This is a genomic window from Rhizobium sp. X9 (assembly GCF_018873185.1).
In the GTDB taxonomy this organism is placed as follows: domain Bacteria; phylum Pseudomonadota; class Alphaproteobacteria; order Rhizobiales; family Rhizobiaceae; genus Agrobacterium; species Agrobacterium oryzihabitans.
The window spans coordinates 728,784-751,596 of record NZ_CP071312.1; the positions used below are offsets into that span (position 1 = coordinate 728,784).

The 22,813-nt window shown below is 57.9% G+C and carries 19 protein-coding genes; 11 read left to right on the forward strand and 8 right to left on the reverse strand.

The window, feature by feature from the left end; all coding sequences use genetic code 11:
- Positions 1-420: 420 nt before the first annotated feature.
- The 7 genes from JZY08_RS18275 (at position 421) to JZY08_RS18305 (ending at position 10,079) form a co-directional block, all read left to right on the forward strand.
- On the forward strand, positions 421-1,749 hold the full coding sequence (locus JZY08_RS18275; protein ID WP_216333015.1) for a hypothetical protein: 1,329 nt from the start codon (positions 421-423) through the stop codon (positions 1,747-1,749).
- 197 nt (positions 1,750-1,946) lie between these two features.
- A complete protein-coding gene (locus JZY08_RS18280; RefSeq protein WP_137039117.1) occupies positions 1,947-2,996 on the forward strand; it encodes an acyltransferase in 1,050 nt (349 codons plus the stop codon).
- A gap of 185 nt (positions 2,997-3,181) precedes the next feature.
- On the forward strand, positions 3,182-4,090 hold the full coding sequence (locus JZY08_RS18285) for a hypothetical protein (protein ID WP_137039118.1): 909 nt from the start codon (positions 3,182-3,184) through the stop codon (positions 4,088-4,090).
- A 128-nt stretch (positions 4,091-4,218) separates the two neighbouring features.
- Positions 4,219-6,477 carry a polysaccharide biosynthesis tyrosine autokinase gene (locus tag JZY08_RS18290; RefSeq protein WP_216333016.1) on the forward strand — a complete coding sequence of 753 codons (2,259 nt, stop codon included), beginning with the start codon at positions 4,219-4,221 and terminating at the stop codon, positions 6,475-6,477.
- A 13-nt stretch (positions 6,478-6,490) separates the two neighbouring features.
- Positions 6,491-7,147, forward strand: a complete 657-nt coding sequence (locus tag JZY08_RS18295; protein WP_216333448.1) for a hypothetical protein — start codon at positions 6,491-6,493, stop codon at positions 7,145-7,147.
- 79 nt (positions 7,148-7,226) lie between these two features.
- Complete coding sequence (locus JZY08_RS18300; protein ID WP_216333018.1) at positions 7,227-8,786, forward strand: O-antigen ligase; 1,560 nt, start codon at positions 7,227-7,229, stop codon at positions 8,784-8,786.
- A gap of 87 nt (positions 8,787-8,873) precedes the next feature.
- Positions 8,874-10,079: a glycosyltransferase family 4 protein gene (locus JZY08_RS18305; protein ID WP_216333019.1), complete on the forward strand. Its 1,206-nt coding sequence runs from the start codon at positions 8,874-8,876 to the stop codon at positions 10,077-10,079.
- A 38-nt stretch (positions 10,080-10,117) separates the two neighbouring features.
- Here JZY08_RS18305 and JZY08_RS18310 read toward each other — a convergent pair whose 3' ends face one another.
- Together JZY08_RS18310 and JZY08_RS18315 are read right to left on the reverse strand one after the other, a co-directional pair.
- Positions 10,118-11,209 (reverse strand): glycosyltransferase family 1 protein, encoded by a 1,092-nt coding sequence (locus tag JZY08_RS18310; RefSeq protein WP_216333021.1) that lies wholly within the window; start codon positions 11,207-11,209, stop codon positions 10,118-10,120.
- An 8-nt stretch (positions 11,210-11,217) separates the two neighbouring features.
- A complete protein-coding gene (locus JZY08_RS18315; protein WP_216333023.1) occupies positions 11,218-12,366 on the reverse strand; it encodes a glycosyltransferase family 4 protein in 1,149 nt (382 codons plus the stop codon).
- Here JZY08_RS18315 and JZY08_RS18320 point away from each other — a divergent pair.
- The 3 genes from JZY08_RS18320 (at position 12,360) to JZY08_RS18330 (ending at position 15,663) form a co-directional block, all read left to right on the forward strand.
- Positions 12,360-12,500, forward strand: a complete 141-nt coding sequence (locus tag JZY08_RS18320; RefSeq protein WP_216333025.1) for a hypothetical protein — start codon at positions 12,360-12,362, stop codon at positions 12,498-12,500. The genes JZY08_RS18315 and JZY08_RS18320 overlap by 7 nt on opposite strands.
- 278 nt (positions 12,501-12,778) lie before the next feature.
- On the forward strand, positions 12,779-14,116 hold the full coding sequence (locus tag JZY08_RS18325; protein ID WP_216333027.1) for an SGNH/GDSL hydrolase family protein: 1,338 nt from the start codon (positions 12,779-12,781) through the stop codon (positions 14,114-14,116).
- 128 nt (positions 14,117-14,244) lie between these two features.
- Complete coding sequence (locus JZY08_RS18330) at positions 14,245-15,663, forward strand: O-antigen ligase (RefSeq protein ID WP_216333030.1); 1,419 nt, start codon at positions 14,245-14,247, stop codon at positions 15,661-15,663.
- Between the two features lie 83 nt (positions 15,664-15,746).
- On the opposite strand, the gene greA is transcribed toward JZY08_RS18330, so the two are convergent.
- Entirely contained in the window at positions 15,747-16,229 is a 483-nt protein-coding gene (gene greA, locus JZY08_RS18335) for a transcription elongation factor GreA (RefSeq protein ID WP_216333032.1), read from the reverse strand.
- 297 nt (positions 16,230-16,526) lie between these two features.
- Here greA and JZY08_RS18340 point away from each other — a divergent pair, with 297 nt between their 5' ends.
- On the forward strand, positions 16,527-17,924 hold the full coding sequence (locus JZY08_RS18340; RefSeq protein WP_216333034.1) for a family 16 glycosylhydrolase: 1,398 nt from the start codon (positions 16,527-16,529) through the stop codon (positions 17,922-17,924).
- 83 nt (positions 17,925-18,007) lie between these two features.
- On the opposite strand, the gene JZY08_RS18345 is transcribed toward JZY08_RS18340, so the two are convergent.
- From JZY08_RS18345 to JZY08_RS18365, 5 genes are read right to left on the reverse strand one after another with little or no spacing between them, the layout of a single operon-like run.
- Entirely contained in the window at positions 18,008-18,922 is a 915-nt protein-coding gene (locus JZY08_RS18345) for a TIM barrel protein (protein ID WP_003497370.1), read from the reverse strand.
- Between the two features lie 26 nt (positions 18,923-18,948).
- Positions 18,949-19,674: a glycerophosphodiester phosphodiesterase gene (gene ugpQ, locus JZY08_RS18350; protein WP_216333036.1), complete on the reverse strand. Its 726-nt coding sequence runs from the start codon at positions 19,672-19,674 to the stop codon at positions 18,949-18,951.
- Positions 19,675-19,685: 11 nt separating this feature from the next.
- Positions 19,686-20,798 carry an ABC transporter ATP-binding protein gene (locus tag JZY08_RS18355; protein WP_216333037.1) on the reverse strand — a complete coding sequence of 371 codons (1,113 nt, stop codon included), beginning with the start codon at positions 20,796-20,798 and terminating at the stop codon, positions 19,686-19,688.
- A 5-nt stretch (positions 20,799-20,803) separates the two neighbouring features.
- Positions 20,804-21,892: a carbohydrate ABC transporter permease gene (locus tag JZY08_RS18360; protein ID WP_216333038.1), complete on the reverse strand. Its 1,089-nt coding sequence runs from the start codon at positions 21,890-21,892 to the stop codon at positions 20,804-20,806.
- Complete coding sequence (locus tag JZY08_RS18365) at positions 21,892-22,803, reverse strand: carbohydrate ABC transporter permease (protein WP_216333039.1); 912 nt, start codon at positions 22,801-22,803, stop codon at positions 21,892-21,894. The genes JZY08_RS18360 and JZY08_RS18365 overlap by 1 nt, the downstream gene beginning before the upstream one ends.
- Positions 22,804-22,813 lie beyond the last annotated feature (10 nt).

Genomic DNA, 22,813 nt, shown 5'->3' on the forward strand with positions numbered 1-22,813 from the left:
ATCCCCGAACGATCGAGAACAAATGGACATTTGCAAAAATACAAAGACGGAACAGATCTAACGCTTGAAAATATGAATAACCAAAAATCTGCTTTTAAAGAGCACGGTAATTGACGCCATTTCAAGTCATTTTTTTCGCGGCGCGGCAAAAGCCATCCCGTGTTGCGAAAAGAACCAGTCTCGTGTTAGGCTCCTTTTATATGAGAAATGTTTAGGCTCACGTGGGAAATCTCCGCCACGCCAGATCGAAATATTACTGCTTTATATATTTATTTTGTTTCAGAAAAATGGATTTGATGGCGACCGAAAATGCCGAAAACTTCCAGGACATTCTGACAGGCTTCGCTGCCGTTTAAACCAGCGCCATCTCGCCCGATGGCGGCTACGATAGACTTTCGCCCGGATTGCCAGGAGACGCAGATGAACGGAAAACTGCCGATTGCCATGGGCCGTCTGACACGGCGTGGTCTTCTTTCCGCCGCACCTGCCGCATTGGTCGCCGCGACGGGGCTGCGTTCCACAACTGCAGAGGCGCAGCCCGCCGTTTCTGCCGACACGGAAGCATTTCTGGACAGTGTCGGCGTGTGTGGTCATTTTGCCCGCACGAACGGCGTCTATCCGGAACGCTTTGAACAAATCCTGCCCGAACTGGAAGCCCTCGGCATACGCCACCTGCGTGACGAGGGCCTGATTAACGCTACAGACCGACGCAACAGCCCCGTGTTCCAGCGTCTGCGGCAGATCGTGGCGGCAAATATTCGCCTCACAATCATCTGCTACGACGATCTCAACCCCTACGTCTCCACGCCGCTCGACAGGCTCGCGGATTTCTATGACTGGTGTGATGGCGGCATCGAGCTTTTCGAAGGCAGCAACGAACCGGTGTTGACGAAGGATCCTCAAAATGCGCCGCGCCGCTCCGCGCAACATCAGGCGGCACTTTACCAGACAATCCGCTCCACTCCGCGCTTGAATGCCCTCGGCGTTGTCGCACCGAGCTATATCCAGACGAACATACCGCTGGCGCAAAATCTTGAGGAAATGTGCGACTTCGGCAACATTCACCCCTATGCAGGCATGGAACATCCCGAAACGACCGGTCCTGGGGAGCTTTCAAAATTTGTGACCGCATCGGCGCCCATCGCGCCGCGCCGGCCGATACTCGCCACAGAGATCGGCTACCACACCTCCCTGAAGACCAAGAGCTTCCATTTTCCTGTGACCGAAGGCATCAAGGCGCGCTATATGCCACGCATGCTTTTATGGTGTTTCGTAAGCGGTATCCGCCGGTCCTATATTTACGAGATGGTTTCCAGCTTCGCTGATGATGACACAAATCCAGAAACATCCTTCGGTCTGTTGCGCTACGACCTAAGCCGCACGCCCGCCTACGAGGCCGTCCGCGCCCTGCTTTCGCTTTGCAAGGCGAGACGGCAAACAGCGCCAGCCGAACGCCGCGTCGATTTTATCCAGAACGATCTCCAAAGAGTATCCTTGCGGCTGACAAGACCCGATGGCGCTTTACTCGTGCCGGTGTGGCTCGCAATCCGGGGCTGGCAATGGCCTGCAGGGATTGAAAACCCGCCTGCTGAACGGTCCGCGGTCTTTTCGGTAACGGGCACACATAGCCAGGTCATCGCACACAGGTTCCACGATGACGGGTCTGTAACGCAGCAGGTGATTGCGCAGGAAGAGGGGCAATACAGGCTTCCCACTAGCGACCAGCTCACGGTTTTGGAAGTGTTTTAGTGGCATAAGGGGTGCGTTCCTACTCCCTTGATTTCATGCATTGCTTCGTCGGCGGCATGTTATGAGATGGGAAAATGCATATTGTACGGCCGAGCAGAAAATCCTATTAAATATATTTTTTGTAGATAAAAATGATAACACAAACATCAAAAAACTCGCCAGTCACTGGCTCACAACGTCTAGACGTGCTTCAGATCATGCGCGCAGCAGCAGCAGCGATGATTGTTGCACTACACGCGCACGCCAATTGGGAATTTTCTCTTTTTCCACTCCCCACCACAAAGCTCGGTGCCGGTGTTGATCTGTTTTTCGTTATTTCCGGCTTCGTCATCGTTTACGCTTCAAGACCCTATTTCGCGACGACCGGCGGACGATCTGCCTTTCTCCTGCGAAGGCTAATCCGCATTCTTCCTCTATACTGGTTTGCGCTCACGCTGCGGTTGACGGCGCTGGCAGCAGCCGCCCTTCTCGGGGTCAAGGCTTTCCCGTCATTACAGGCAATCCTGACTTCTTATTTCTTCATTCCGTATGACAGCATGGGTTACGGCGACGCCTATCCGTTCCCGATCCTCGATCTCGGCTGGACACTGAACTACGAAATGTTTTTTTATGCCGTGTTTGCACTTTTCATCGTCCTGCCGCTGGAACGCGCTGTTTGGGCGACAGCAGGCACCCTGTGCGCCGGCGTCCTGATCGGCTCCGTTTTTGATTTTACCTTGCCTTTCGGTTTCTGGCTCCAGCCTATCGTTCTCGAATTTGTTGCGGGGATGGTACTCGCCGTATTTTTTCTGAGGGGCTTGCGCCTTCCGCCAGCGGTTGGTTTTGCGGCAGGTGCCTGCGGGCTGGCGATTTGGACACTTGTCGACCTGAGTGTGTTCGAATCCTATGGAAATCCGGGCTTCTATTCATTTCCGAGGCTGTTTGTCTTGGGTGGCGGCGCAATTTTGCTCATGATCGCTGCCACTTTGACGAAAGGGATTACTCTACCGCGCTTCGCGCAGCCTTTCGCAGCGCTCGGAGACTCCTCCTATGCGCTTTACCTGCTGCATCCATTCATTTTTCTCGGATTCAAGGGAGCTTTAGGTGTTCTCGCGCTTCCGCAGGGATGGAACAATGGGGTTTACTTGCTTGTCGTGGTCAGCACCATCGCGATAGCGCACGCCTTTCACCGCCTCGTCGAAATGCCGACGACAACATGGCTTCGTGACAGGATTATAGCGCCTCGAACAAAGATCGCCGTATCCTGATCCTCTCAACGGAAATCCATACTAGTTGGACATTAAGGATAGCTGCAGCTTGCGGCCCGAGGCGTATTTTAACACTTGATCGTTTGCTTGGCCTGTGCGATTTAAGAAGAAATTTTAAATGTTGGATAACCCTGTTCGACATTACGCATACTTAAGTTTGTATTTTAAAAATTTGGAGAGTTGTAATGTCCCGCCTTCGTAACGGCTCGACGCTCGCTGGTGCGATATTGGTTACCAGCATTGGCCTTTTTTCCGCAGCTGCCAACGCCCAGACTGTCGAAAACGCACCTGCCGCTGTTCAGGAGCAGACGCCCCCCGTTGAAAGCGCCGCGACAAGCGCGCCCGTCAAGGCCGCAGATGAAACCAACGCCGCTTTTCTGGCGCGCGTTCATAGCGCCAATCCGGGCACCGTCGCTCTTTCCGCTGCAGAATTGTTCAAGCAGTCGCCGGCGCCTGGCACGGTCAAGGATCTGATCACCATCGCCTCAAGCACCGATGCGGCAACCGCCGACATCGCAGGAGAAGTCACGAACGGGTTTCCGATCATTGCCGTCTCTACCAGCGCTGCTCAATTCTCCGAACAGCTTTCTGCCATGGTTTTGAATGATTCCAGCCAATTGCCCGTCGTCGTTGCACTGGCTCAGAAGGTCGCCAACAAGGACTTCTCCGAAGTTGTCGGCGAAGGTCTCGCACTTGCTTACTCCACGGCAATGCAGAGGGGCAATACGATACTTGCGGCCGCGATACAGTTGCAGACAAAGGGTACCGGCGTACCCTCCGACCTGCTGATCGCCTTTAGCGAAAACGTCCAGGGAACGGCTGCCGGCCCGGCTGCACCCGCAGCCGCCGCAGCAGCTGCATCTCCTATCGGCGGCGCCGGTTCCACGCCTGCCAGCGGCAACAGCATCGGCGGCTCAGGTGCTGCGGGTGATACGGGCGGGACGGTACAAGCCGGGGGTGGAGCAGCGCCCGTCGGCGGTGGAGGAAGTGGAAGTGGAACAACAACGACAACAACCGGTGCCACCGGCGCCTTGCTGTCCATAACGGTTTCAACCGGCAGCACCAGCACGCCAACGAGCACAAGTCCCGTCTGAGCCTGGTTTTGCCATTTCCTCCGGAGATGGCGATCGACTGTTCCACGATGCAACCGAGACTTGGCGGGCATTGCGCCCGCCGGAAAAAGCGAGGCTGACAGTTGTTGCAAAGGCACGATCCTCTGACGATGACCGATTACGATAAGAGCGGACTTACAGCCGACTTTATCGATATCGACGCCGCTCTTGCGATGATCCGCCGGCAATGGCGCATCGTCCTTGCCGCGATTGCCGTCGCCGGGGCAATTGGTCTCGCTTTCGCCGCAACGGCCGTTCCGATCTATTCAGCCTCGGCGACCCTTTTGATTGATCGCAACAACAGCCAGATCGTCGAGCAGCTATCGACAATCGGCGGCGTCATCGAGGACGAAGCCTCCATTCTCAGCCAGGTCGAAGTCCTGCAATCCGAAACAATCGGCCTTGCCGTGGTCGACAGTCTCAATCTGGCGGAAAACCAGGAATTCCGGGCAACGCGAGCATCGCTTCTGAGTTCGATATTCAGCACCGTTCGTTCGGTGGTCAATGTTTCGCAATGGTTTTCACCCGTCAAAAAAGAGACTGTCATTGACGATGGAACCCTGAAGAGATCGCTGTCGGACCGTTTGCTTCAGGGCCTCAGCGTCAAGCGCATCGGCCGAACCTATGCGCTGGAACTGACCTATAATTCGACGTCGCCGGTTCTCGCCGCACAGATCGTCAACGCCGTGGCGTCAGCCTATCTGGTGGATAAGCTCAACTCCAAATATGAGGCGACGAAGCGGGCGAGCGACTGGTTGTCGGACCGCATCGCCGAATTGCGCCAGCGCGCTCTTGAAACCGATCTGGCCGTGCAAAAATTTCGGGCCGTGCACAATCTGATCGAGACGGGCACCAGCGGCCTGCTGTCCGACCAGCAACTGGCGGCGTCCAACAGTGCACTGATCCTCGCGCAGTCCGACACGGCGCGGGCGCGGGCGCGCGTGCAGCGCATCGAATATATTCTTGCCACCGATGATGTCGATGCGGTCGTCACCGATATTCTCGACAGCGCGGTTGCAAATGATCTGCGCAAAAAATATCTCGAATCCTCAAAACTCGAAGCGGAAATCACAAGCCGGCTCGGCAGCAACCATGTTCAGGCGGTGCGTCTGCGCAACGAAATGCAGGAATATCGCCGACTGATGTTCCAGGAAATCAGCCGGATCGCGCAAAGTTACAAAAGCGATCTGGAGGTTGCTGAAGCAAGAGAAAAATCGCTCGTGGAGAGCGTCGCCAAGGCCACCAACGTCAGCACCTCCGCCAGCCAGACCCAGGTTCAGCTTCGCGAATTGCAGCGTGAAGCCGAAACCTACAAGAACATGTATCAGACCTTCCTGCAGCGTTATCAGGAAGCGATGCAGCAGCAATCCTTTCCCGTCACAGAAGCACGGGTGATTTCCAAGGCGATGCCGCCATATACGCCGAGCAAGCCAAACAAGACCATGATCCTGGCACTGTTCATGATCATGGGCGCAGCCGCCGGCGGCGGCATCGCCGTGTTCCGCGAATTCCGCGACCGCTTCTTCCGGACCGGGGAACAGGTGCGCGACGTTCTTGGGCTGGAGTTCCTGGGCAACACCCCCCTCGTCCAGACCAAGCCTGGCGCGGACGCGGTGCCGAAGGGGCAAGATGAAGCACCCGCCGCAACACGCCCTTCCAGCGTCGCCCGTTACGCTGTCGACCACCCGCTGTCGTCCTTTGCCGAAACGTTACGCAGCACAAGGCTTGCCATAGATCTTGGCATTGCCACGAAACATGGCGCGCGGGTGGTGGGTGTCGTATCCGCCCTTCCGAGCGAGGGGAAATCGACGATCTCCATCAATCTGGCGCAGCTTCTGGCTGGACAGGGCGCAAGGGTGCTGCTGCTGGATGCCGATATCCGCAATCCCGGCGCCACACGGGCTCTGGCGCGTCACGCCACAGAGGGCCTGCTCGAAGTACTGCTGGAAGGCCGCAATATTCGCGATGTGCTTCTGCATGACGAAAAGACCCGGCTTGCTTTCCTCCCGACCGTCGTCAAGCAACGCGTGCCGCATTCCTCCGAACTGTTGACGTCAGCGCAGATGCACAAATTGCTGGCCGAGGCGAGCAGCGTCTTCGACTACATCATTGTCGACCTGCCGCCGCTCGGGCCGGTGGTCGACGCCCGCGCCATGGCCAGCCGGATCGACGGTTTCGTTTTCGTCACCGAATGGGGCAAAACCGCCCGCAGGGCCGTGCGAAATACCATTGAAAACGAAGTCCATATCCGCAAGAAATGCCTCGGCGTCATTCTCAACAAGGTGGATACGGAAAAGCTGAAGCTCTACCGGGCTTACGGCTCGAGCGAATATTATCATTCGCGCTATACCAGATATTACCATGACTAGACGGGACGGCGTGATGCGCCTGCGCAAGGTCTTCGCAGTCGTGCCGGTTCTCATCGTTTCCGTGTTCGTTTTGTCGATCGCGGCACAGGCATTCTCCGAAACGCGACGTTTCTCCGATGTCGTCGCGATGGCAGGAATTGCCGACGACCGCAACGGCCTTGCACCCGATATGTTAGCCCAGGCGGTCGATGGACTTCGCCCCGTCATTGCAGAAAGAATCTGCCGTTCAGATATCGTCAAAGCGGGATTGCGACTGGTTCTGGCCGATCTCGATGCGAATGGCAAAGACGTGGCATCTAAGGCCGGGGCGGCGCGTCTTGGTTTTGCCGAAACCTATGTTCGCCACGCGCTCTTCTGTTTTCCGGCAAACGGCGATGTTTGGTTGCGTCTTGCCATGGTTCGTGCGCTGCGCAACGCCTCGCCCTTGGAAATTGCCGTGCTGATGAATTTTTCCCATCTCTACGGGCCGGCCGACGCCAATCTGATACGCGGACGTTTCGTAATGTGGCAACAATTTTCAAAAGAAGCGCTGCCGCAGGCCGAAGCGGCCAGAGACGCAGACACAGCGGTCGTCTGTGGCAGGGAAGGTGAAATTCTACGCTGGACCTTGCGGGATGCCTGTCCGCAAGAGCCAGCGGGTAGCACGAAACGTTCCAAGCCCGTGTCGTGAGGCAAAATATGCGAAGTGGCGGATAGCGCCTTTTCGTTTCCGTCACTGTCGCCGCAAACTTCTTACAAAGCCGAACCCCATGCCACCATTCGAAGCCCAGTCAGAACCGCTGTCCTTCTCGCCGCCGCGACCGGCCGCATTTCAAGATTATTTCCGGGTGGCCGCGATAGTCGCGTTCTGGGCGATATTCCTTCTCGCGCTTCTCAATCGTGGTGCGACCGAGATCGAAAGCCGCGTTGTCGTTACCATCGCTATTTATGTCCTGCTGGTGCCTTCCATTCTGCTGTTAGGGCCGCCACAGGGCGGATCCGGCAAAGCGCTGGCAGCCGCCAGCTTTTTGCTCGGAGCACTCATCGTCCAGGCGCTGCTACAGACATCGTCCCTGCCAGGCATCGCCCCGCCCAATCCGGCCTGGGCAACCGCCGCCATGTTCACACAGGCCGTGCCTGCGGCCACAATCTCACTCACTCCGGCGGATGATCAACTCGGCCTTTTGAGCGCTGCCCTGCCCTTCGGGGTCTTCATGGCCGGCCTTGTGATTTTCGATAGTGACGAGCGCGCGGCAAAGGCGCTGCGGTGGTTTGCAATAGCCGGCGGCTGGCTGGCGCTGTGGTCCATCCTGCAATTTCTGCTTTTCCCGGAAATGCTGGGCTTTATTCAGAAACGCTTTTATCTCGGCAGCCTGACCGGTCTTTTCGTCAATCGCAACACAGCCGCGACGTTCTTCGGCCTCATCCTTCTCACCCTGGCGGCGCTGCTGCACAAAAGGCTCGTGGCTCCAGACTGGAGAATGATCAGGGCGCTGGTGGCCAACCGCCTGGCGGTGCCGGATGAGCAGAAACGCCTCATTCGCAAAGCCGCCTTCATCGGCGTTCTCACCACATTTTGCTTTCTCGCACTGATGTTGACCGGATCGCGCGCGGGGATCATGTCGAGCTTCGCAGCGGTGCTTCTCCTTATTCTTCTCACCGTATTCAACGCTCCGTTGAGAACGGGCCGCAAAGCGGCCGCCTCGCGACGTAAGCGGCGTGGGTTTAAACGCAGGGCAGCACTCATGCTCGCCATCGCCATCGCCCTGTTCTCGCTTTTCGCCAGCCGGGTGGCGCTTCGCATGGAAACGCGTGTGGAAGACGACATGCGCTTCTGCTATATGCCGGGCATCATGCGGGCCATCGCCGACAATTGGCCCTGGGGGTCGGGTCTTGCGAGTTTTGCGGAAAACTATGCGCCCTATCATGCGGCACAATGCGGCGTGGATGCCGTCGTCACCCATGCCCATAATGTCTATGCCGAAGGCCTGCTGACGCTCGGCATCGCCTTTCCCTTTTACGCGGCTTTTTTTGTGCTTGCCCAACTGGTTATTTTTATTCGCGGGGCGCGCAGGCGCAAAAGCTATCGTTACGCCTCCCATCTCGGCCTTGCCGGACTATTGCTCGTCATGCTCCATTCGACACTTGATTTTTCGCTGCAGGTGCCCGGCTTCGCCATGGCCTATGCCGCCTTCCTTGCCCCCATCGTCACTCTTTGCCTTCGCCCACCCGGAGTGGAGCGGGACGAACGGCGGCGCAGACAATCTTCAGCCGACCCGGCAATGGCGGGTGTAGTCGGTCAGGATGAAACGTTGAAAACCACGTTTTAGCAGTCGTGGAGCCGGGACATGGTCCATATTCCGGCGATGCGAAATAGTTGTAGTGATTGCAGAACCAGATAGGCGCGAGAAATTGGCATGCGGATATTGCAGGTAACATCGCTATTTTCTCCTGACCGGGTCGGCGGCGCGGAGATATTCGTGGAGGACCTTGCACGTGGTCTGGCGGAAAAGGGACACGCGGTTGCGGTGGCTGCAATCTCCCGGAAACAGGAGGCTGTGGAGCTGCGCGATGGTTTCGCCATTCATCGACTGGGGCACACCACACCGTTTTTTATCGGCGACTGGGAGCAGCAGCCGGGATGGAAGCGCAAATATTATAAAATCGCCGTGCAACTGGACCCGCGCCTCGTGCGCCGGCTTGCAGCTGTCATTGATGATTTCCGTCCAGACATCGTCAACACCCATTCATTGTCGGAACTGACACCGCTGATCTGGCCGATGATCCGCAAGCGCGGCATTCCGCTCGTTCATTCCCTGCATGATTTCACCAGCATGTGCACCAATGGATCCCTGTATCACGACGGGCATATTTGCGACGGAAGCAGCAAAAAATGCCGCACCTTTTCCTATCTGCACCGTCGTTGCCAATGCGCCGTCGATGCTGTCGCCGGTGTCGGTCGCGATATTGTCGAGCGTCATGTGAAGGCCGGCTTTTTCACTGATGTGCCCGAAAACCGCCGCGTGGTGATCTGGAACGCCATAACGCCACCGGCTTCACAGAGTGAGCGCATTCCGCGCAGGCCGGATGAGCCGGTTGTTTTCGGCTATCTCGGCCGTATCGAGGCGCCCAAGGGCGCAGACCTGCTGATGGAGGCCTTGCGGCTTTTACCGACACAGGGTTGGCGGCTGGTGATGGCAGGCCGGGCACCAGGCGGCATCGAAGCCTATCGGCAAAAGTGCGCCGACCTACCCGTCGAATTCCCCGGCTATGTCGATGCCGATAGTTTTTTCGCGGGCATAGATTGCCTTATCGTACCGCCTTTGTGGCCGGAGGCTTTCGGGCGCACTGTCGCGGAGGCCATTCTGCGTGGCGTTCCCGTCATCGGTGCCAATCTCGCCGGGGTTGCAGAACAGATCGGCAGGGACAGACCGGAGCGTCTGTTTACGCCCGGCAATGCCGCTGAACTCGCCGCACGCATGACCCAAGCGATGCGCAACCCCTCGCTTCTCAAAGAGACATCCGAAACTATAGAGCGGATTTCGCAAGGCGTCGCGCCCGAACGGGTGGTTGCGGCCTATGAAACGCTTTATGCGGATCTGCACAACCGCATCCGGTCATAAGCCATGGGATTCCAAGGCGAAAACGCGCCCGTTAGACGTCAGATATTATGGAAAAGCCGCGTATAGCTCTCCGCCGCCTTCTGCCATGAATATAACTTGCGGTTTTCGTAACCCGCCCGGCGAAGATCGTCCGCCAGACCCGGTTCCTGGAAAAGCCGGTAAAGTGCAGCGACAAGACTATCCGGGTCGGCGGGATCGAAGGTGAGAACGCCTTTGCCAGCGATCTCCGGCGTCGCGGAGCGGTTGGAGCAGACGACCGGGCATCCCAATTGCTGCGCTTCCAGAACCGGCAGGCAGAACCCTTCATAGGTCGAAGGCACACAAAGGCAGGCGGCATGGCGATAGAGTTCAGCCAGTTGCCGGTCGTCTATGCCGGAAAGCCGGATCAGCCGCGCCTTCAATTCCGGGTCGTCGAGCACATTGCCGATTTCCTCCACATCGTCGCGGCCGACATGCACGACATGCAAATCCGGCCTTGCCTTGCCAAGCACCGCAAATGCCTTGCCCAGAAGGGTGAAGTTTTTGTTGGAGGTCGCGTTTCCGACCGCCAGTATATAAGGCCCGGCAACGGGCGACGGCCCGTTTACAGCCTCCGGATCAACCTTCAAGGTGCTGTCGGAGTGAATGGTCAGGCTTTTGCTGGCGGCAGAGGGATAAAAGCGCGCCAAATCCCTTCGTGTCGCTTCGGACACGCAAGTGATGCGGTCCGAACCGGCCATCATCAGGCGGAAAATGAAATCGGTCGTCAAGGTCGCCCGCCAGCCGATCTGTTCTGGAATTGTCTTGAAATAAAGATCATGAACGAGCGTGACGCGTCGTTTACCGCCGAGGGGACTTCCAAAAGGATCGGCGTTGAACAGCACATCAATACGGTGCCGGCGGCAAAGTGCAGGCAAGGCCACGGCCTGACGCAGCACATCGAAAACCATGATACGCGGCCGCGGAGTTTCCATCAATTGAAGACGGCTGTCGCGCAGGCTTTCTGGCAGTTGCGCCCGCGTCCAGGGAGAGCGCAGAATATAATCGTCCTGCGTTTGCTCTAAAAGCTGCTCCAGCAGGCTGAAGGTAACGCGGGCGACGCCGGAAGCCTTGCCACCATATTGGCTCGGCATATTTACGAGAATGCGCATCGGGGGCTTCATGCCGCTTCAGCCAGCAGCGCGGAAACCGCTCTGCAGGTCTCCTCCAGCGAAAAACGCTGGCTCACATCTTCCCGCCCCTTCTGCGCCAGCCTTTCTGCCAGCGCCGGATGCGACAGGATGCAGCAAAGTGCCGCAGCAAGTGCCGAAGCATCACCCGGCGGCACGAGAAGGCCCGTCTCACCATCGCGAATGATTTCGGTAACGCCGCCGCCGCGCGTAGCGACAACCGGCCGGCCACACATCATCGCCTCGACCACGACCCGGCCGAATGGTTCGGCAACAATCGAGGTGTGAGTGACAACATCCATCGCTGCCATCAGCTCGGGAACATCCGAACGGAAACCGAGGAAGCGGACACGACCATCCAGACCGAGACGGGATGCCTGGTCGCGGATACGTGCCTCATAGGCCTCCTGCCCGAACAGCGGCCCACCGACGATGACGGCCTGAACGCCATCCATGGCCGCAATTGCTTCCAGGAAGATATGCTGCCCCTTCCATTCGCTCAGCCGGCCGAACAACCCGACGACAGGCTCGGGGCCAAGACCCAATTCCGCGCGCAGCCGCGCGGCCTTGCCGGCATCATAAGTGGCGGCCTTTGCGGGGTCGAAGCCATTGTAAACGATGCGGACCTTATCTGCCTCACCGCCAGCTTCGATGAAAGCCCTGCCCGTTTCCTGCGAATTGACCGCAACCACCCTCGCAAAAAGGCGCGCAAATGCAAGCGACGTGCGACGATTGGCAGCGCTGAAGGCTGGATCGGTGACAATATCATGCAAAACCCAGACGAGCGGGCGGCGGCTGAGCTTTGCTGCAAGCGCACAAACAAAAAGCGCCTTTTGCGAATTGGCGCAGATGACGTCGTAATGTCTCGCCTCCCGGCTCAATTGCCAGGCGACGGCCACCACGTCGGCTGCTCCACGCAGCATTGCACCAACCGATGAATCACGGCGGATCGACAGCATTTTTTTGCCGGCGGACAACATGATCGGCGGCCGCCCAGAGGCCTCGAGATCATCCGCGGCGGCGCCGCCGCTGAGAAAGCAGGCGCGCCAGGAATGTGGCCCGGCCTTGACCAGATCCGTCAAAAAAAGCTCCGCGCCGCCCTTCTCACCGGTATGGCTGACAAAAAGAGCGGATGTCATGGCGTCACCTGCAGCGTGTCGCAGCACGCAATTGGCAATTGCCCATCATTGCGGGCACGAACAGGCTGGCCGTGAGCGGCACCAAGATGATCGGTGACGACAGGCATATCTTCATCATGAGCTTCAGTGTATGAACGACAATGCTTGCTTACGCTTAAAAAAAATGACATTTAAACCTTTATGCGGATCAAAAATCCGGTCCATTTAAAATAAAAGAAAAATATTCTATTTTTGTATTTTAAAATAATTCAAAGAAAAATGCGTGACGTTCAGATTTATACGCTCAGGTTCTTCGCGTTTTTCCCCGGATCTTACGGCAGGGTTATCCTGCGGCCAGACGAGGAGAACGACCAATGACTGCGCTCAAACATAACATATGCATATATAGGACGGGAACGGAAGAGGTGCCGGCATGATCGGCGTAACGCTCGGCATCGTCCCCGGGAATATGCGCGCCCTGGTCCCGGCCTTGAACGCTCTCTCGCCGTTACGCGCTCGTCTGACCGCGGGACAGGGTGCAACGATCTTCGTGAATGGCGACAGCACAGCCTATGCTGATGTGGGCCCATTCCAGCAATTTGCCATGATGCTTGGTGAATTACACGATATGAAGGTGGTGGTGTACCGATGGGCCGAATGGCAGACAGATGCGCCCACCGGACCGAAAGCCTATGCCGAACCGGTCACGCTGCGCGCCGGTAATGGCCCGACGCTCACGGTCTATCTCGCCGCACTGCCAGGCGGGACGGCGGCTTACATGCTCGCGGAACAACGGGCGGCAGCGCTGAAAATTCCACGCCCCGACGTATGCATCATGCATCATGGACACAATATGCAGAGCTTCGAGGCACCCGGCGGCATCCTGAGTTCGGGGCGATCCACCCTGCTCGGGCCGCTGGGCATGACAGAATGGCAATGGCATGGCACTCCCCAACTGATCACCACCCAAAATCCCTGGCGCGACAACACGGGTTACGACAAGGTCTATCAAGCGATCCTCGATGTGGCCCGGTCTCATCCGAACCTGACGCTGGTGGATACGCATGCGGCATTTGTGGCGAACGGCAAGGACGCAGCGCTTTACCGGGACAATGTTCACCCGAACGATGCCGGCTCTCGGCTCATCGCCCGAACCTTGTTCGGTTGTTATCTGGCGTCTGCGCCCGACAGCAGCTTTCAGACTCCTTGCTGGCCGAGGCTTCCCGCCACCAATCTCATCGCCAACGGCGATTTCACCGATTGGTCAGGCTCGGTTCCGACGGGGTGGAGCCTGAACGCGCCGGGTTCTGTTACCAAAGCCGCCGATGTCACCTTTTCTCCCGCCTTCGCCCATAGCCTCGCTCTACGTGCGAATGGCAGCCAGACCGTCGGGCTACTTCGCTACTTCCGCAGTACCGAAGCGGCAGCGATGATTGGCAAAACCGTTTCATTTGCGGTGCTTTACAAATACTCCGAGGGGCAACGCCCACCCTTTGTTGTCCTGGTTGTGAAAAGCGGGGGCACATCCCGTACGATCAATGCCGCAGCCCTGCAATTTGGTGGAATGAACGCCATCGGCAATAGTGGCTGGATATGGGCCGTCGCCAATGAGATCGCCATCGACCCCGACCTTAGCCCCAGCGGTTTCGGCCTATACCTGCAAATCTATCCAGCCTTCGGTGCTAATCCACTCAATTCCAATGAACCGCTTTATATCCAGCGGGTGATCGTCGCGGAAGGCCCCCTGCCGAAAGGCAATCTGAGCGGCTGAAACAGAAAAATTGTCTTGCGCGGCAATGCTGTCAAGACCACTATTCACTGTCATCCCCCTGTAGCCTTGCGGGGATAACGCCCTCAAACAGGGCCACTCCAGGTCCGCCATCGAAAGACAGGCCGCGAATGACCCGAAGCGCAAATGTGCTGACAGCGCGTCAGTTCCCGTTACCGGGCTTCGTCCTGGCAATGCCGCTTTACCCGTCAAAAACAGTCAATGTTCCCGGCCGTTTTCTGTCCATTTTTGTTTTTTCGATTGGTTTTTTCATTCAGTGCAATGTCTTGACGAGCAATATCGGCCTGCGCTTTCTCAACATCACCGACTTGCTGGTGCTGGTGACGTTACCCGTTATCGCGTTGCTCTATATTCGGTGCCTTACCCCTTCGATCACTCTGTTATATCTCGTTCCGCTGACAGCGTTTTTCGCTCTGACGACTATCTTTGCCGATGAACGCGGCGATGGCGAATTTTACACCACGGCCATGACCTATTTCTACGCGGTTTATTTTCTGTTTTTCGCCTACATGCTGTTCAAGGAAAATCTTCTCGAACTGTTCTGCTGGAGCATATTCGCGGGCTTCATTGCGGTAACGATACTGTTGTTTCTCGACATCTTCATTCACGACCAGCTTGCGTCCCTTGGCCTGTCTTTCATGTTCGATGAAGCCGGGGTGCTGGAAGCTGCGGCAAAAGGTGAAATAAGCCCGCTCCTGTTACGCGTCGAAAAAGCGGGAGGCATCTGGCCGGTGGGGAATACGGCGGGACCGGTGTTCGCTCTGGCCGGCGCGGCGGCAGCCTATCTTGCAGAACGCAACACGCGCCCTGCACTATTCGCAGTATTTTTACTTATCTACTTGGCCACCTTCACTCTCACGCTTAACCGGTCGGGGATATTTGCGGTTCTTGTCATCGGGCTCTATTTCTACATCAGAAATTTTTCTATCCGTATGCTGCTCAGTACATATTTCGGCTTTGCTCTATCTGCCCTGACCATCGCAGCTGTTTTGCCATTGGGCGCTTTCGACGTTGCGGAGCAAGTGTTTTCGAAGCGGTTTCTTGAGGACAGCAACACGAGTAATAACGCACAGGAACGCTGGGAAACGATTGTCGGTGGCGTCCAGGTGATGCTCAACCATCCGTTGGGTATTGGCTTTACCGCTCGATATGGCGAATTGTCTCAATTGACGAAGGTTGGCACGCCTCATAACGGCTTTCTGGCGACCGCTTATGCATCCGGCATTGGATTTTGTATCCTAAGCGCCTTTGCAACCATCTATGCCGTCTTCCGAAAACGAAAAGTCAGCTTCTTCGCCTACTCAGCGGTTGGGGTCATCATCGGCTACCAGTTCGAAGAGCTGAATTTCAATCCTGTCTTCATGGCGCATGTTGGACTTGCCCTCGCCTATGCTTTCATCGATCTCGATTTCAGGCTTTTCATGAAGAATTCGGCGATGCGGATGGCCGCGATAACGCAGAACGTACGCGGCGGCGATGAAGGGAGCTTCACGGATAAATTGGGCGGCTTGAGGCATCCGACCTCCTAACCAAAGCGTGGACGACAAGCGCTAAGGCGATCAAAATCGTATATTTGAGCGGCGGCCATAGGCTCCAGCCTTAAACCGGCGCGCTAGCCGACCTCGATGATTTCAATCTCCCTGCCACCCAGATTAACCACATCGCCAGCCGTCTTCCCCATCAAAGCCCGCGCCACGGGAGAAACATAGGACATCGATCCCGCAGCAGGGTCGGCCTCATCCTCACCGACGATCCGGAACTGTTGCGTCCGCCCGTCATCGCGGCTGAAGGTTACAAGGCTGCCGAAGGCAACAATGCCATTTGCGGGCGGGCTCGGCATTAGTTGGGCGGTGCGAATGCGCTCCGCGAAATAGCGGACGTCCCGCAGAGGGCTGGCGGAAAGTCGTCGTCTTTCATTGATGTCTTCGACGGTATTGGCCGCCTCGCAGGCCTCACGCGCCAGCCGCAATTGCAGTTCCAGCGCTTTCAGGCCCGCCTCGGTCACCAGATTGGGATGCGGCGAAATCACCCGATCCGGCAGAACGGTTTCGGCTGCGGTTTCGGCACTGTCTTCCTTGGTGAAGGCTACACTCAATCTCGTACTCCATTCCGATGAGATGCCATCTCAGGCATCTCCTTTTCGGTCCAATCCTGCCACCGCAGAGTGGAGCGCGGCAAGAGCGGAAACACAGCCACAGGTTCAAAAACGGACGTGAAGGAAGCGGAACTGGCTGGTTGCGACATCGCCCGTTAATCAGATCGACGCTTTTACGCAATCTGTCCCGGCACACACGCACCCCTCATTTCTGGCCCTAACAGGAGGCTTTTTGCCCTGTTAGGATGTTCCGCAGGAGGAGGGAGGAAGCCAACGCTAACGGACAGGAGACAGTTCATGGCCCGGACAGTAGTGAATGCGCTTGGAGACACACTTTATTACAGCGGCAATTCCCAGGGATTTCTTTCCGCCACGGGTTCCGGCCCCCTGCTGACAGGCACTGCCGGCAATGATTCCATGTGGGGCGACAGCTCCGTCAATGTGACGATGGCGGGCGGCACAGGCGACGATATTTATTATCTCTATTCCAGCATCAATCGCGCCGTCGAAAATGCCGGTGAGGGCATCGATACGATCGACACCTGGATGAGCTACACCCTGCCCGAGAATTTCGAGAATCTGCGGGTCACGGGAGACGGCCGTTATGCTTTCGGAAATTCGCTCGACAATATCATCACCGGCGGATCGGGCAGCCAGACGATCGATGGGGGCGCCGGCAACGATGTGCTCATCGGCGGTGGTGGTGCCGATACTTTCGTTTTTACCAGCGGCAACGGCACCGATCTCATCATGGACTTCAGCGCCAACGATACGATCCGGCTGAATGGTTACGGCATCACATCCTTCGATCAACTCGTCAGCAACTCCACCCAACAGGGTGCCGATCTCTGGCTGAACTTCGCAAATGGTGAAGCCGTTGTGCTTGCCGGAACCACTATTGACGACCTTCAGGCAGACCAGTTCGAACTCAGCCTTGACCGGTCATCCCTCACCCAGACCTTTGCCGACGAATTCGACGCGCTTTCTCTGCGCAGCGGCGATCAGGGAACCTGGGACGCCAAATATTGGTGGGCACCGGAAAAGGGAAGTTCGCTGACGACGAATGGCGAGGCGCAATGGTATATCAACCCCGCTTATGCGGGGACATCCGAGGTCAATCCCTTCAGCGTGGAAAACGGCGTGCTGACCATCACCGCCGCTGAAACCCCGCAGTCTATCGCCGCCGAGGTCGAGGGTTACGACTATACGTCTGGCATGCTGAACACCTATTCCTCCTTCAGCCAGACCTATGGTTATTTCGAAATCCGCGCAGATATGCCGACCGACCGGGGGGCGTGGCCAGCCTTCTGGCTTCTGCCGGAAGACGGTTCCTGGCCGCCGGAACTGGATATCGTGGAAATGCGCGGCCAGAACCCCAATACGCTGATCATGTCCACCCATTCCAATGCAACGGGCGAACAGACATCGGTGATCAACAATGTCAGCGTGCCGAGCACGGAAGGCTTCCACACCTATGGCGTGCTATGGGACGCGGAACATATCACCTGGTATTTTGACGATGTCGCGGTGGCACAAACGGATACGCCCGACGACATGCATGACCCCATGTATATGCTCGTCAATCTTGCCGTCGGCGGCATGGCGGGAACGCCGTCTGCGGGTGATTTTAGCGATGGCTCGCAGATGATGATCGACTACATCAGGGCCTATTCGCTTTCCGACTGGGCCGCGTAAGGAACGACAACGCCGGCAGTCGCGTCCAGAACTGCCGGCGTTTCAGGCTTCAGCCTATCGGGGCTGCGCCTTGTTGAAGCTCGTTATTCAGCCGCGATCTGCATTCGATCGGCGTGGAGCGACATGAGGCGCCGCGCCTTTTCAAGGCTCGCCGGCTGTTCGGCCCGGTAGCGGCGACCGATTTCCATCATCAGGACGGTATCGGGCAGGAAGGTCAGCTCCGAGAAGATGCTTTCCCATTCGATATCGCCCCAGCCGAGCGGCATATGCAGATCGCCGATGCCAAGCGCGGTATTTTCCTGGTCGAAATACGGCTGGTAAAAGCCCTGCGGCCGGCCAAAGGAATCGTGGACATGCAGATGGCCGGCGACCGGCGCCATGGCGCGAAGCTGCTCGCGGAAATCGAGACCGCGATAGGTGGATTCGATATAGGCATGGCTGAAGTCGATCAGCGCAACGACATTGTCGTGCCCGACGGCCTTCACGGTCGCCGCCACTTCGGCGGGCGTCTGGCGATACTGGCCCGGCTCGGTGGAGAAGATATTCTCAAGCGCGATACGTACGCCGTAGGGCTTGCAGAATTCCGCAAGCTCGAAAAGCGCTTCCCGCTCACGGGCATCGGCATCGGCACGTTCGGCGATCTGGTCCGCACGCAGCGCACCGCCATGCTGAACGAGGATGCCGGCACCGATGCGGTCACAGAGGACGGCCAGCGCCTTGGCGGCATCGATCTGGTAACGGCAGGTCACCGGATCCATGAAATTGGAGGACACCAGCCCGTGCACGGTGTAGCGGAAATCGAACTGTTTCGCGAGCGACACGAACCGTTCGGCGCGCTCCTCGATGATGCGGCCGCCTGCGATCAGATCGAGGCTTGTCACAGCCAGTTCAACGGTGTCGCAGCCAATATCGGCCAGTGCGCGCAGATCGTTTTCAAGGGTGGCCAGTTCGCCGTCGTCCGAGCCGGCGTTAAAACCGGTACCAATAAGATTGCTCATGTCATCATCTCCAGATGTAAAGAAGTTTATGCGAGTTCAGGCAGCCGCGCGGCACGCCGCACCGTGTCGAAGAGGTCCGGGCGGTCGACGTTGACATAGTCTACCCCAGCCAATGCGATCTCCTTATGAAGGTCGACATCATCGCCCCCATAATAAATCATGACCTCGAGACCCGCGTTGCGGCATGCCTCGACAAGGCCGGGCTTGCGCATCTGTTCCGGCGTGATCTCGACAATCGAGGCATGGTGCACCGCCGCCGCCAGAGAGGGCGACTTGGCGGTGTCGAGCGTCATCATCTTGCGGAAATCCGGTGCAGCCGCAGCCAGGCCCCGGCGCATTTCCTCGGAAAAAGAGAAAAAGAAGGTATCGCGCACCATGCCGAGGCCGCGCACCAGCGCTGCAACCTTGACGGGATCGCAATATTTCAGCTCGACATAGACACCGCAGCGGCCGCGCAAATGGCGCAGATAAGCATCGAGCCGGGGTACAATCGCACCCTTGAAGCTTTCACCGAACCAGCCGCCGGCATCCAGCGTATCAATCTCGCTCGACAGGGCGTGGCCGATGGGCCCCGTGCCGTCGGTGGTTCGGTCCAGCGTTTCATCGTGGAAAACATAAAGAACGCCGTCTGCGCTCTCGCGCACGTCAAGCTCGATATAATCGGCCCCATGAAGCAAGGCGAGGTCGGCAGCGGCGAAGGTGTTTTCGGGTGCGAACTGATTGGCACCACGGTGGGAGACGATTTTGGGCATGGAAAGTCCTGTCAGTTTGCGGGCTCCGGCTCCCGCGCCGGAACGGTCGAATGGTGGGAAAGATCAGCGTGAAGTCCGGCGATGCGGTTGCCGGATGCGTCGAAAACAAGCGTCAGGCCGGATTTGCAGCTGATCCCGACATGATCTCCCGGCGAGTGGCGTATGGTCTCGCCATATTCAAGCGCGTGGATCACGCCTGCGGGCGTGTCGATCGTGTAGAACACCTCGCGCCCCATGGGCTCGACGGTGGTGACCTGCCCCGAAAGCCGCGCTTCCGTGGGTTGAATGAGGGCGATATCTTCCGGGCGCAGGCCAAAGGTGACCTCACCGTCGCAAGGACCATCGAGATCGAGCAGGGCATCGCCAATCTGCAACTGCCCGCCTTGCGCCCATCCCTTCAAGAGATTCATCGGCGGCGTGCCGATGAACCCGGCCACGAACAGATTGTCGGGCCGGCGGTAAAGATCATCCGGCGTGCCGATCTGGGCGACCGCGCCATTGTTCATGCAGATGATCCTGTCGGCCATGGTGATCGCCTCGATCTGGTCATGGGTGACGATCAGCGTGGTGATCTTCAGCCGTTTCTGCAGGCTTTTGAGTTCGGCGCGCATGGTAATGCGCAGCGTTGCGTCGAGATTGGAAAGCGGCTCGTCCAGGAGGAGGATGTTGGGTTCCTTCACCAGCGCCCGGGCAAGCGCCACACGCTGCTGCTGGCCACCGGAAAGCTGCGAGGGCCGCCGGTCGAGTAACGCGCTGATCTGCACGAGGCTTGCCGCCTCCTCCACCCGCCGCGCCGCTTCCTCGCGCGCAACATTCTTGAAACGCAGCGGAAAGGCGATGTTCTGCCGCACCGTCAGGTTGGGATAAAGTGCATAGGACTGGAAGACGATGCCGACATTGCGGTCGCGCGCATCGATACGATTGACGTTATGGCCGTCGAAGGCGATCTCTCCACCGGTCGGCGCGTAAAGCCCGGCAAGCAGGAAAAGCGTGGTCGATTTTCCGCATCCCGACGGGCCGAGAACGGCGACGAATTCGCCGTCTTCGATGGCAAGCGTCATCGGTTGCAGAACCTTGGTGTCGCCCCAGCTTTTTGTGACGTCGGTTAGGGTGATCCTGGCCATGGCGATTATCCTTTGATCCCGCCGAAACTCATCTGGGTGATGTATTTCTGCGTGAAGATGTAAATGATCAGCACAGGCAGCAGATAGATGATGCCGACGGCGGCGATCATGCCGTAATTCACGCCGACGCTGTCCTGTGCCACGAAGAAGAGATAGAGGCTCATCGTCATCTGGCTTTTTTCGATGAGCAGCGTCTGGACGAAGACATATTCCTCCCAGCCGCGTAGAAACGTGAAGGTGGCGACCGCGATCAGTCCGCTTTTCACCTGCGGCAGAACCACCATGCGGAAGGCCTGGAAGCGGGTCGCGCCATCGGTGACGGCACTCATTTCAATGTCCCAGGGAACGTTGTCGAAGAAGCCCTTGAGAACGAAAATCGCAAAGGGCAGCTCCAGCGCGCTCATCACCAGCACCACGCCGAAGAGATTGTTGAGCAGGCCCATGTAATGCAGCTGCACGAAGATCGCGACGGTGAGCGCGAGCGCTGGAAATGCATGCAGCAACAGAAGGCCGCGCAGCACATTTTCACGCCCGGCAAAGGTGAAGCGCGACAGCGCATAGGCGGCAGGCGTGGCGACCAGCGCGACGATCAGGGTCTGGGAAGCGGCAAACAGCAGCGAATTGCGCATCGCGGCCCAGATCGACGGCATCAGCGCCATGCGCGTGGTGCCGGTTTTCTCGATATCGCGGCTCCATAGGAAGCTATAATTCTCGATGGTCAGATGCGGCAGCACCAGCACGAAAACGAGTGCTGCAACAACGGCGCCAAACGCCAGCCACAGCAGCACGGGATTGCGCAGGCGCGCGGAGAAAAGTGCGACCGCTATCGCCCCGCCATAAGCAAAAGCGGCGATTGCACCGCTGCGCCACAGCACAAGCCGGCTGAGATTGTCGTCGGAACTCGTCAGCGATTTCACCAACAGCCACAGATAGGGCAGGAGAACGGGAACCGAGACCACCGTCAGGAACACGAGGATAACGGGAATAAAGCCGGCGCGATGGACGAGACTGCGCCTTTCAAGGCGCGTCCAGTCCGGCTTCAGATCAAGCGCGCGCCTGTTACGGGCAGGCGCATGGGAGTGGGCGAGCGTCATCACAGTACCTCGATTTTGGCGGGAGCAAAGGTCGAGCGCATGTTGCTGAGACGCCATTGGACGAGTGTCACCGCAACGCCGATGGCCATCAGGCCGAGTGCCAGTGCCGCGCCATAGGCGTAAGCGCCGTTTTCGAAGGCGCGCCGGTAGATATAGAGCGCATAGGTCGTGCTGTCGTAGACAGGGCCACCGCCGGTGATCAGCAGGATATATTCATAGGTCGTCATCAGCGAAAGCGCCTGATAGAGCGTGATGAAACGGATGGGCGCCGAGAGCGCCGGTGCGACGACATGGCGAAGCACGCCCCATTCGCTGGCGCCATCGACACGCGCCGCATTGGCCAGATGCGAGGGTATGGAGCGGATGGCCGATGTGAGGATGACCATGGCGAAGGACGCGCCGACGACGCCGTTCGCCACGACCACCAGAAGCAGCGGAAAGTCATTGCGCAGGTTGAGAGCGGGTGCGCCGAGCGCGCCGAGAAACTGGTTGAGCAGGCCGGAAGAGGTTGGATCGGCGATCCATATCCACAGCACGCCATAAAGTACGGCCGGGCTCATGCGCGGCAGCAGCCACAGGCCGCGAAAGAAATTGCCGAGCCGGTCCGGTATCGCCGTCGTCGTGACGGCCAGCAGCGCACCCAGGCCGATATTGAAGAGGAACAGCGTCGCGCCGACATAAACAAGCGTCGTCAGAAGCACGATCGGCAGGCGCATGTCGCGCTGGACCATGCGCTGGAAATTCTCGACCGTGAATTTGCCGACCTTCAGATTTGCGCCCATATCGGTAAAGGCGATCACCAGATTGACGACGATCGGGGCCAGAAAGAACAGGCCGAGCAGGACAAGTGCGGGCGCCAGATAAAAGATCGGCCGGGCCGGACGACGCGTCCGAAGCTGGAATTTTGACATTACGATATAC

Bases quoted from the DNA above. Each gene is read 5' to 3' on its own strand.
- JZY08_RS18275 (WP_216333015.1), top strand. From the start codon at position 421: ATGAACGGAAAACTGCCGATTGCCATGGGCCGTCTGACACGGCGTGGT.
- JZY08_RS18280 (WP_137039117.1), top strand. From the start codon at position 1,947: ATGCGCGCAGCAGCAGCAGCGATGATTGTTGCACTACACGCGCACGCC.
- JZY08_RS18285 (WP_137039118.1), top strand. From the start codon at position 3,182: ATGTCCCGCCTTCGTAACGGCTCGACGCTCGCTGGTGCGATATTGGTT.
- JZY08_RS18290 (WP_216333016.1), top strand. From the start codon at position 4,219: ATGACCGATTACGATAAGAGCGGACTTACAGCCGACTTTATCGATATC.
- JZY08_RS18295 (WP_216333448.1), top strand. From the start codon at position 6,491: ATGCGCCTGCGCAAGGTCTTCGCAGTCGTGCCGGTTCTCATCGTTTCC.
- JZY08_RS18300 (WP_216333018.1), top strand. From the start codon at position 7,227: ATGCCACCATTCGAAGCCCAGTCAGAACCGCTGTCCTTCTCGCCGCCG.
- JZY08_RS18305 (WP_216333019.1), top strand. From the start codon at position 8,874: ATGCGGATATTGCAGGTAACATCGCTATTTTCTCCTGACCGGGTCGGC.
- JZY08_RS18310 (WP_216333021.1), bottom strand. From the start codon at position 11,209: ATGCGCATTCTCGTAAATATGCCGAGCCAATATGGTGGCAAGGCTTCC.
- JZY08_RS18320 (WP_216333025.1), top strand. From the start codon at position 12,360: ATGTCATGGCGTCACCTGCAGCGTGTCGCAGCACGCAATTGGCAATTG.
- JZY08_RS18315 (WP_216333023.1), bottom strand. From the start codon at position 12,366: ATGACATCCGCTCTTTTTGTCAGCCATACCGGTGAGAAGGGCGGCGCG.
- JZY08_RS18325 (WP_216333027.1), top strand. From the start codon at position 12,779: ATGATCGGCGTAACGCTCGGCATCGTCCCCGGGAATATGCGCGCCCTG.
- JZY08_RS18330 (WP_216333030.1), top strand. From the start codon at position 14,245: ATGACCCGAAGCGCAAATGTGCTGACAGCGCGTCAGTTCCCGTTACCG.
- JZY08_RS18340 (WP_216333034.1), top strand. From the start codon at position 16,527: ATGGCCCGGACAGTAGTGAATGCGCTTGGAGACACACTTTATTACAGC.
- JZY08_RS18345 (WP_003497370.1), bottom strand. From the start codon at position 18,922: ATGAGCAATCTTATTGGTACCGGTTTTAACGCCGGCTCGGACGACGGC.
- ugpQ (WP_216333036.1), bottom strand. From the start codon at position 19,674: ATGCCCAAAATCGTCTCCCACCGTGGTGCCAATCAGTTCGCACCCGAA.
- JZY08_RS18355 (WP_216333037.1), bottom strand. From the start codon at position 20,798: ATGGCCAGGATCACCCTAACCGACGTCACAAAAAGCTGGGGCGACACC.
- JZY08_RS18360 (WP_216333038.1), bottom strand. From the start codon at position 21,892: ATGACGCTCGCCCACTCCCATGCGCCTGCCCGTAACAGGCGCGCGCTT.
- JZY08_RS18365 (WP_216333039.1), bottom strand. From the start codon at position 22,803: ATGTCAAAATTCCAGCTTCGGACGCGTCGTCCGGCCCGGCCGATCTTT.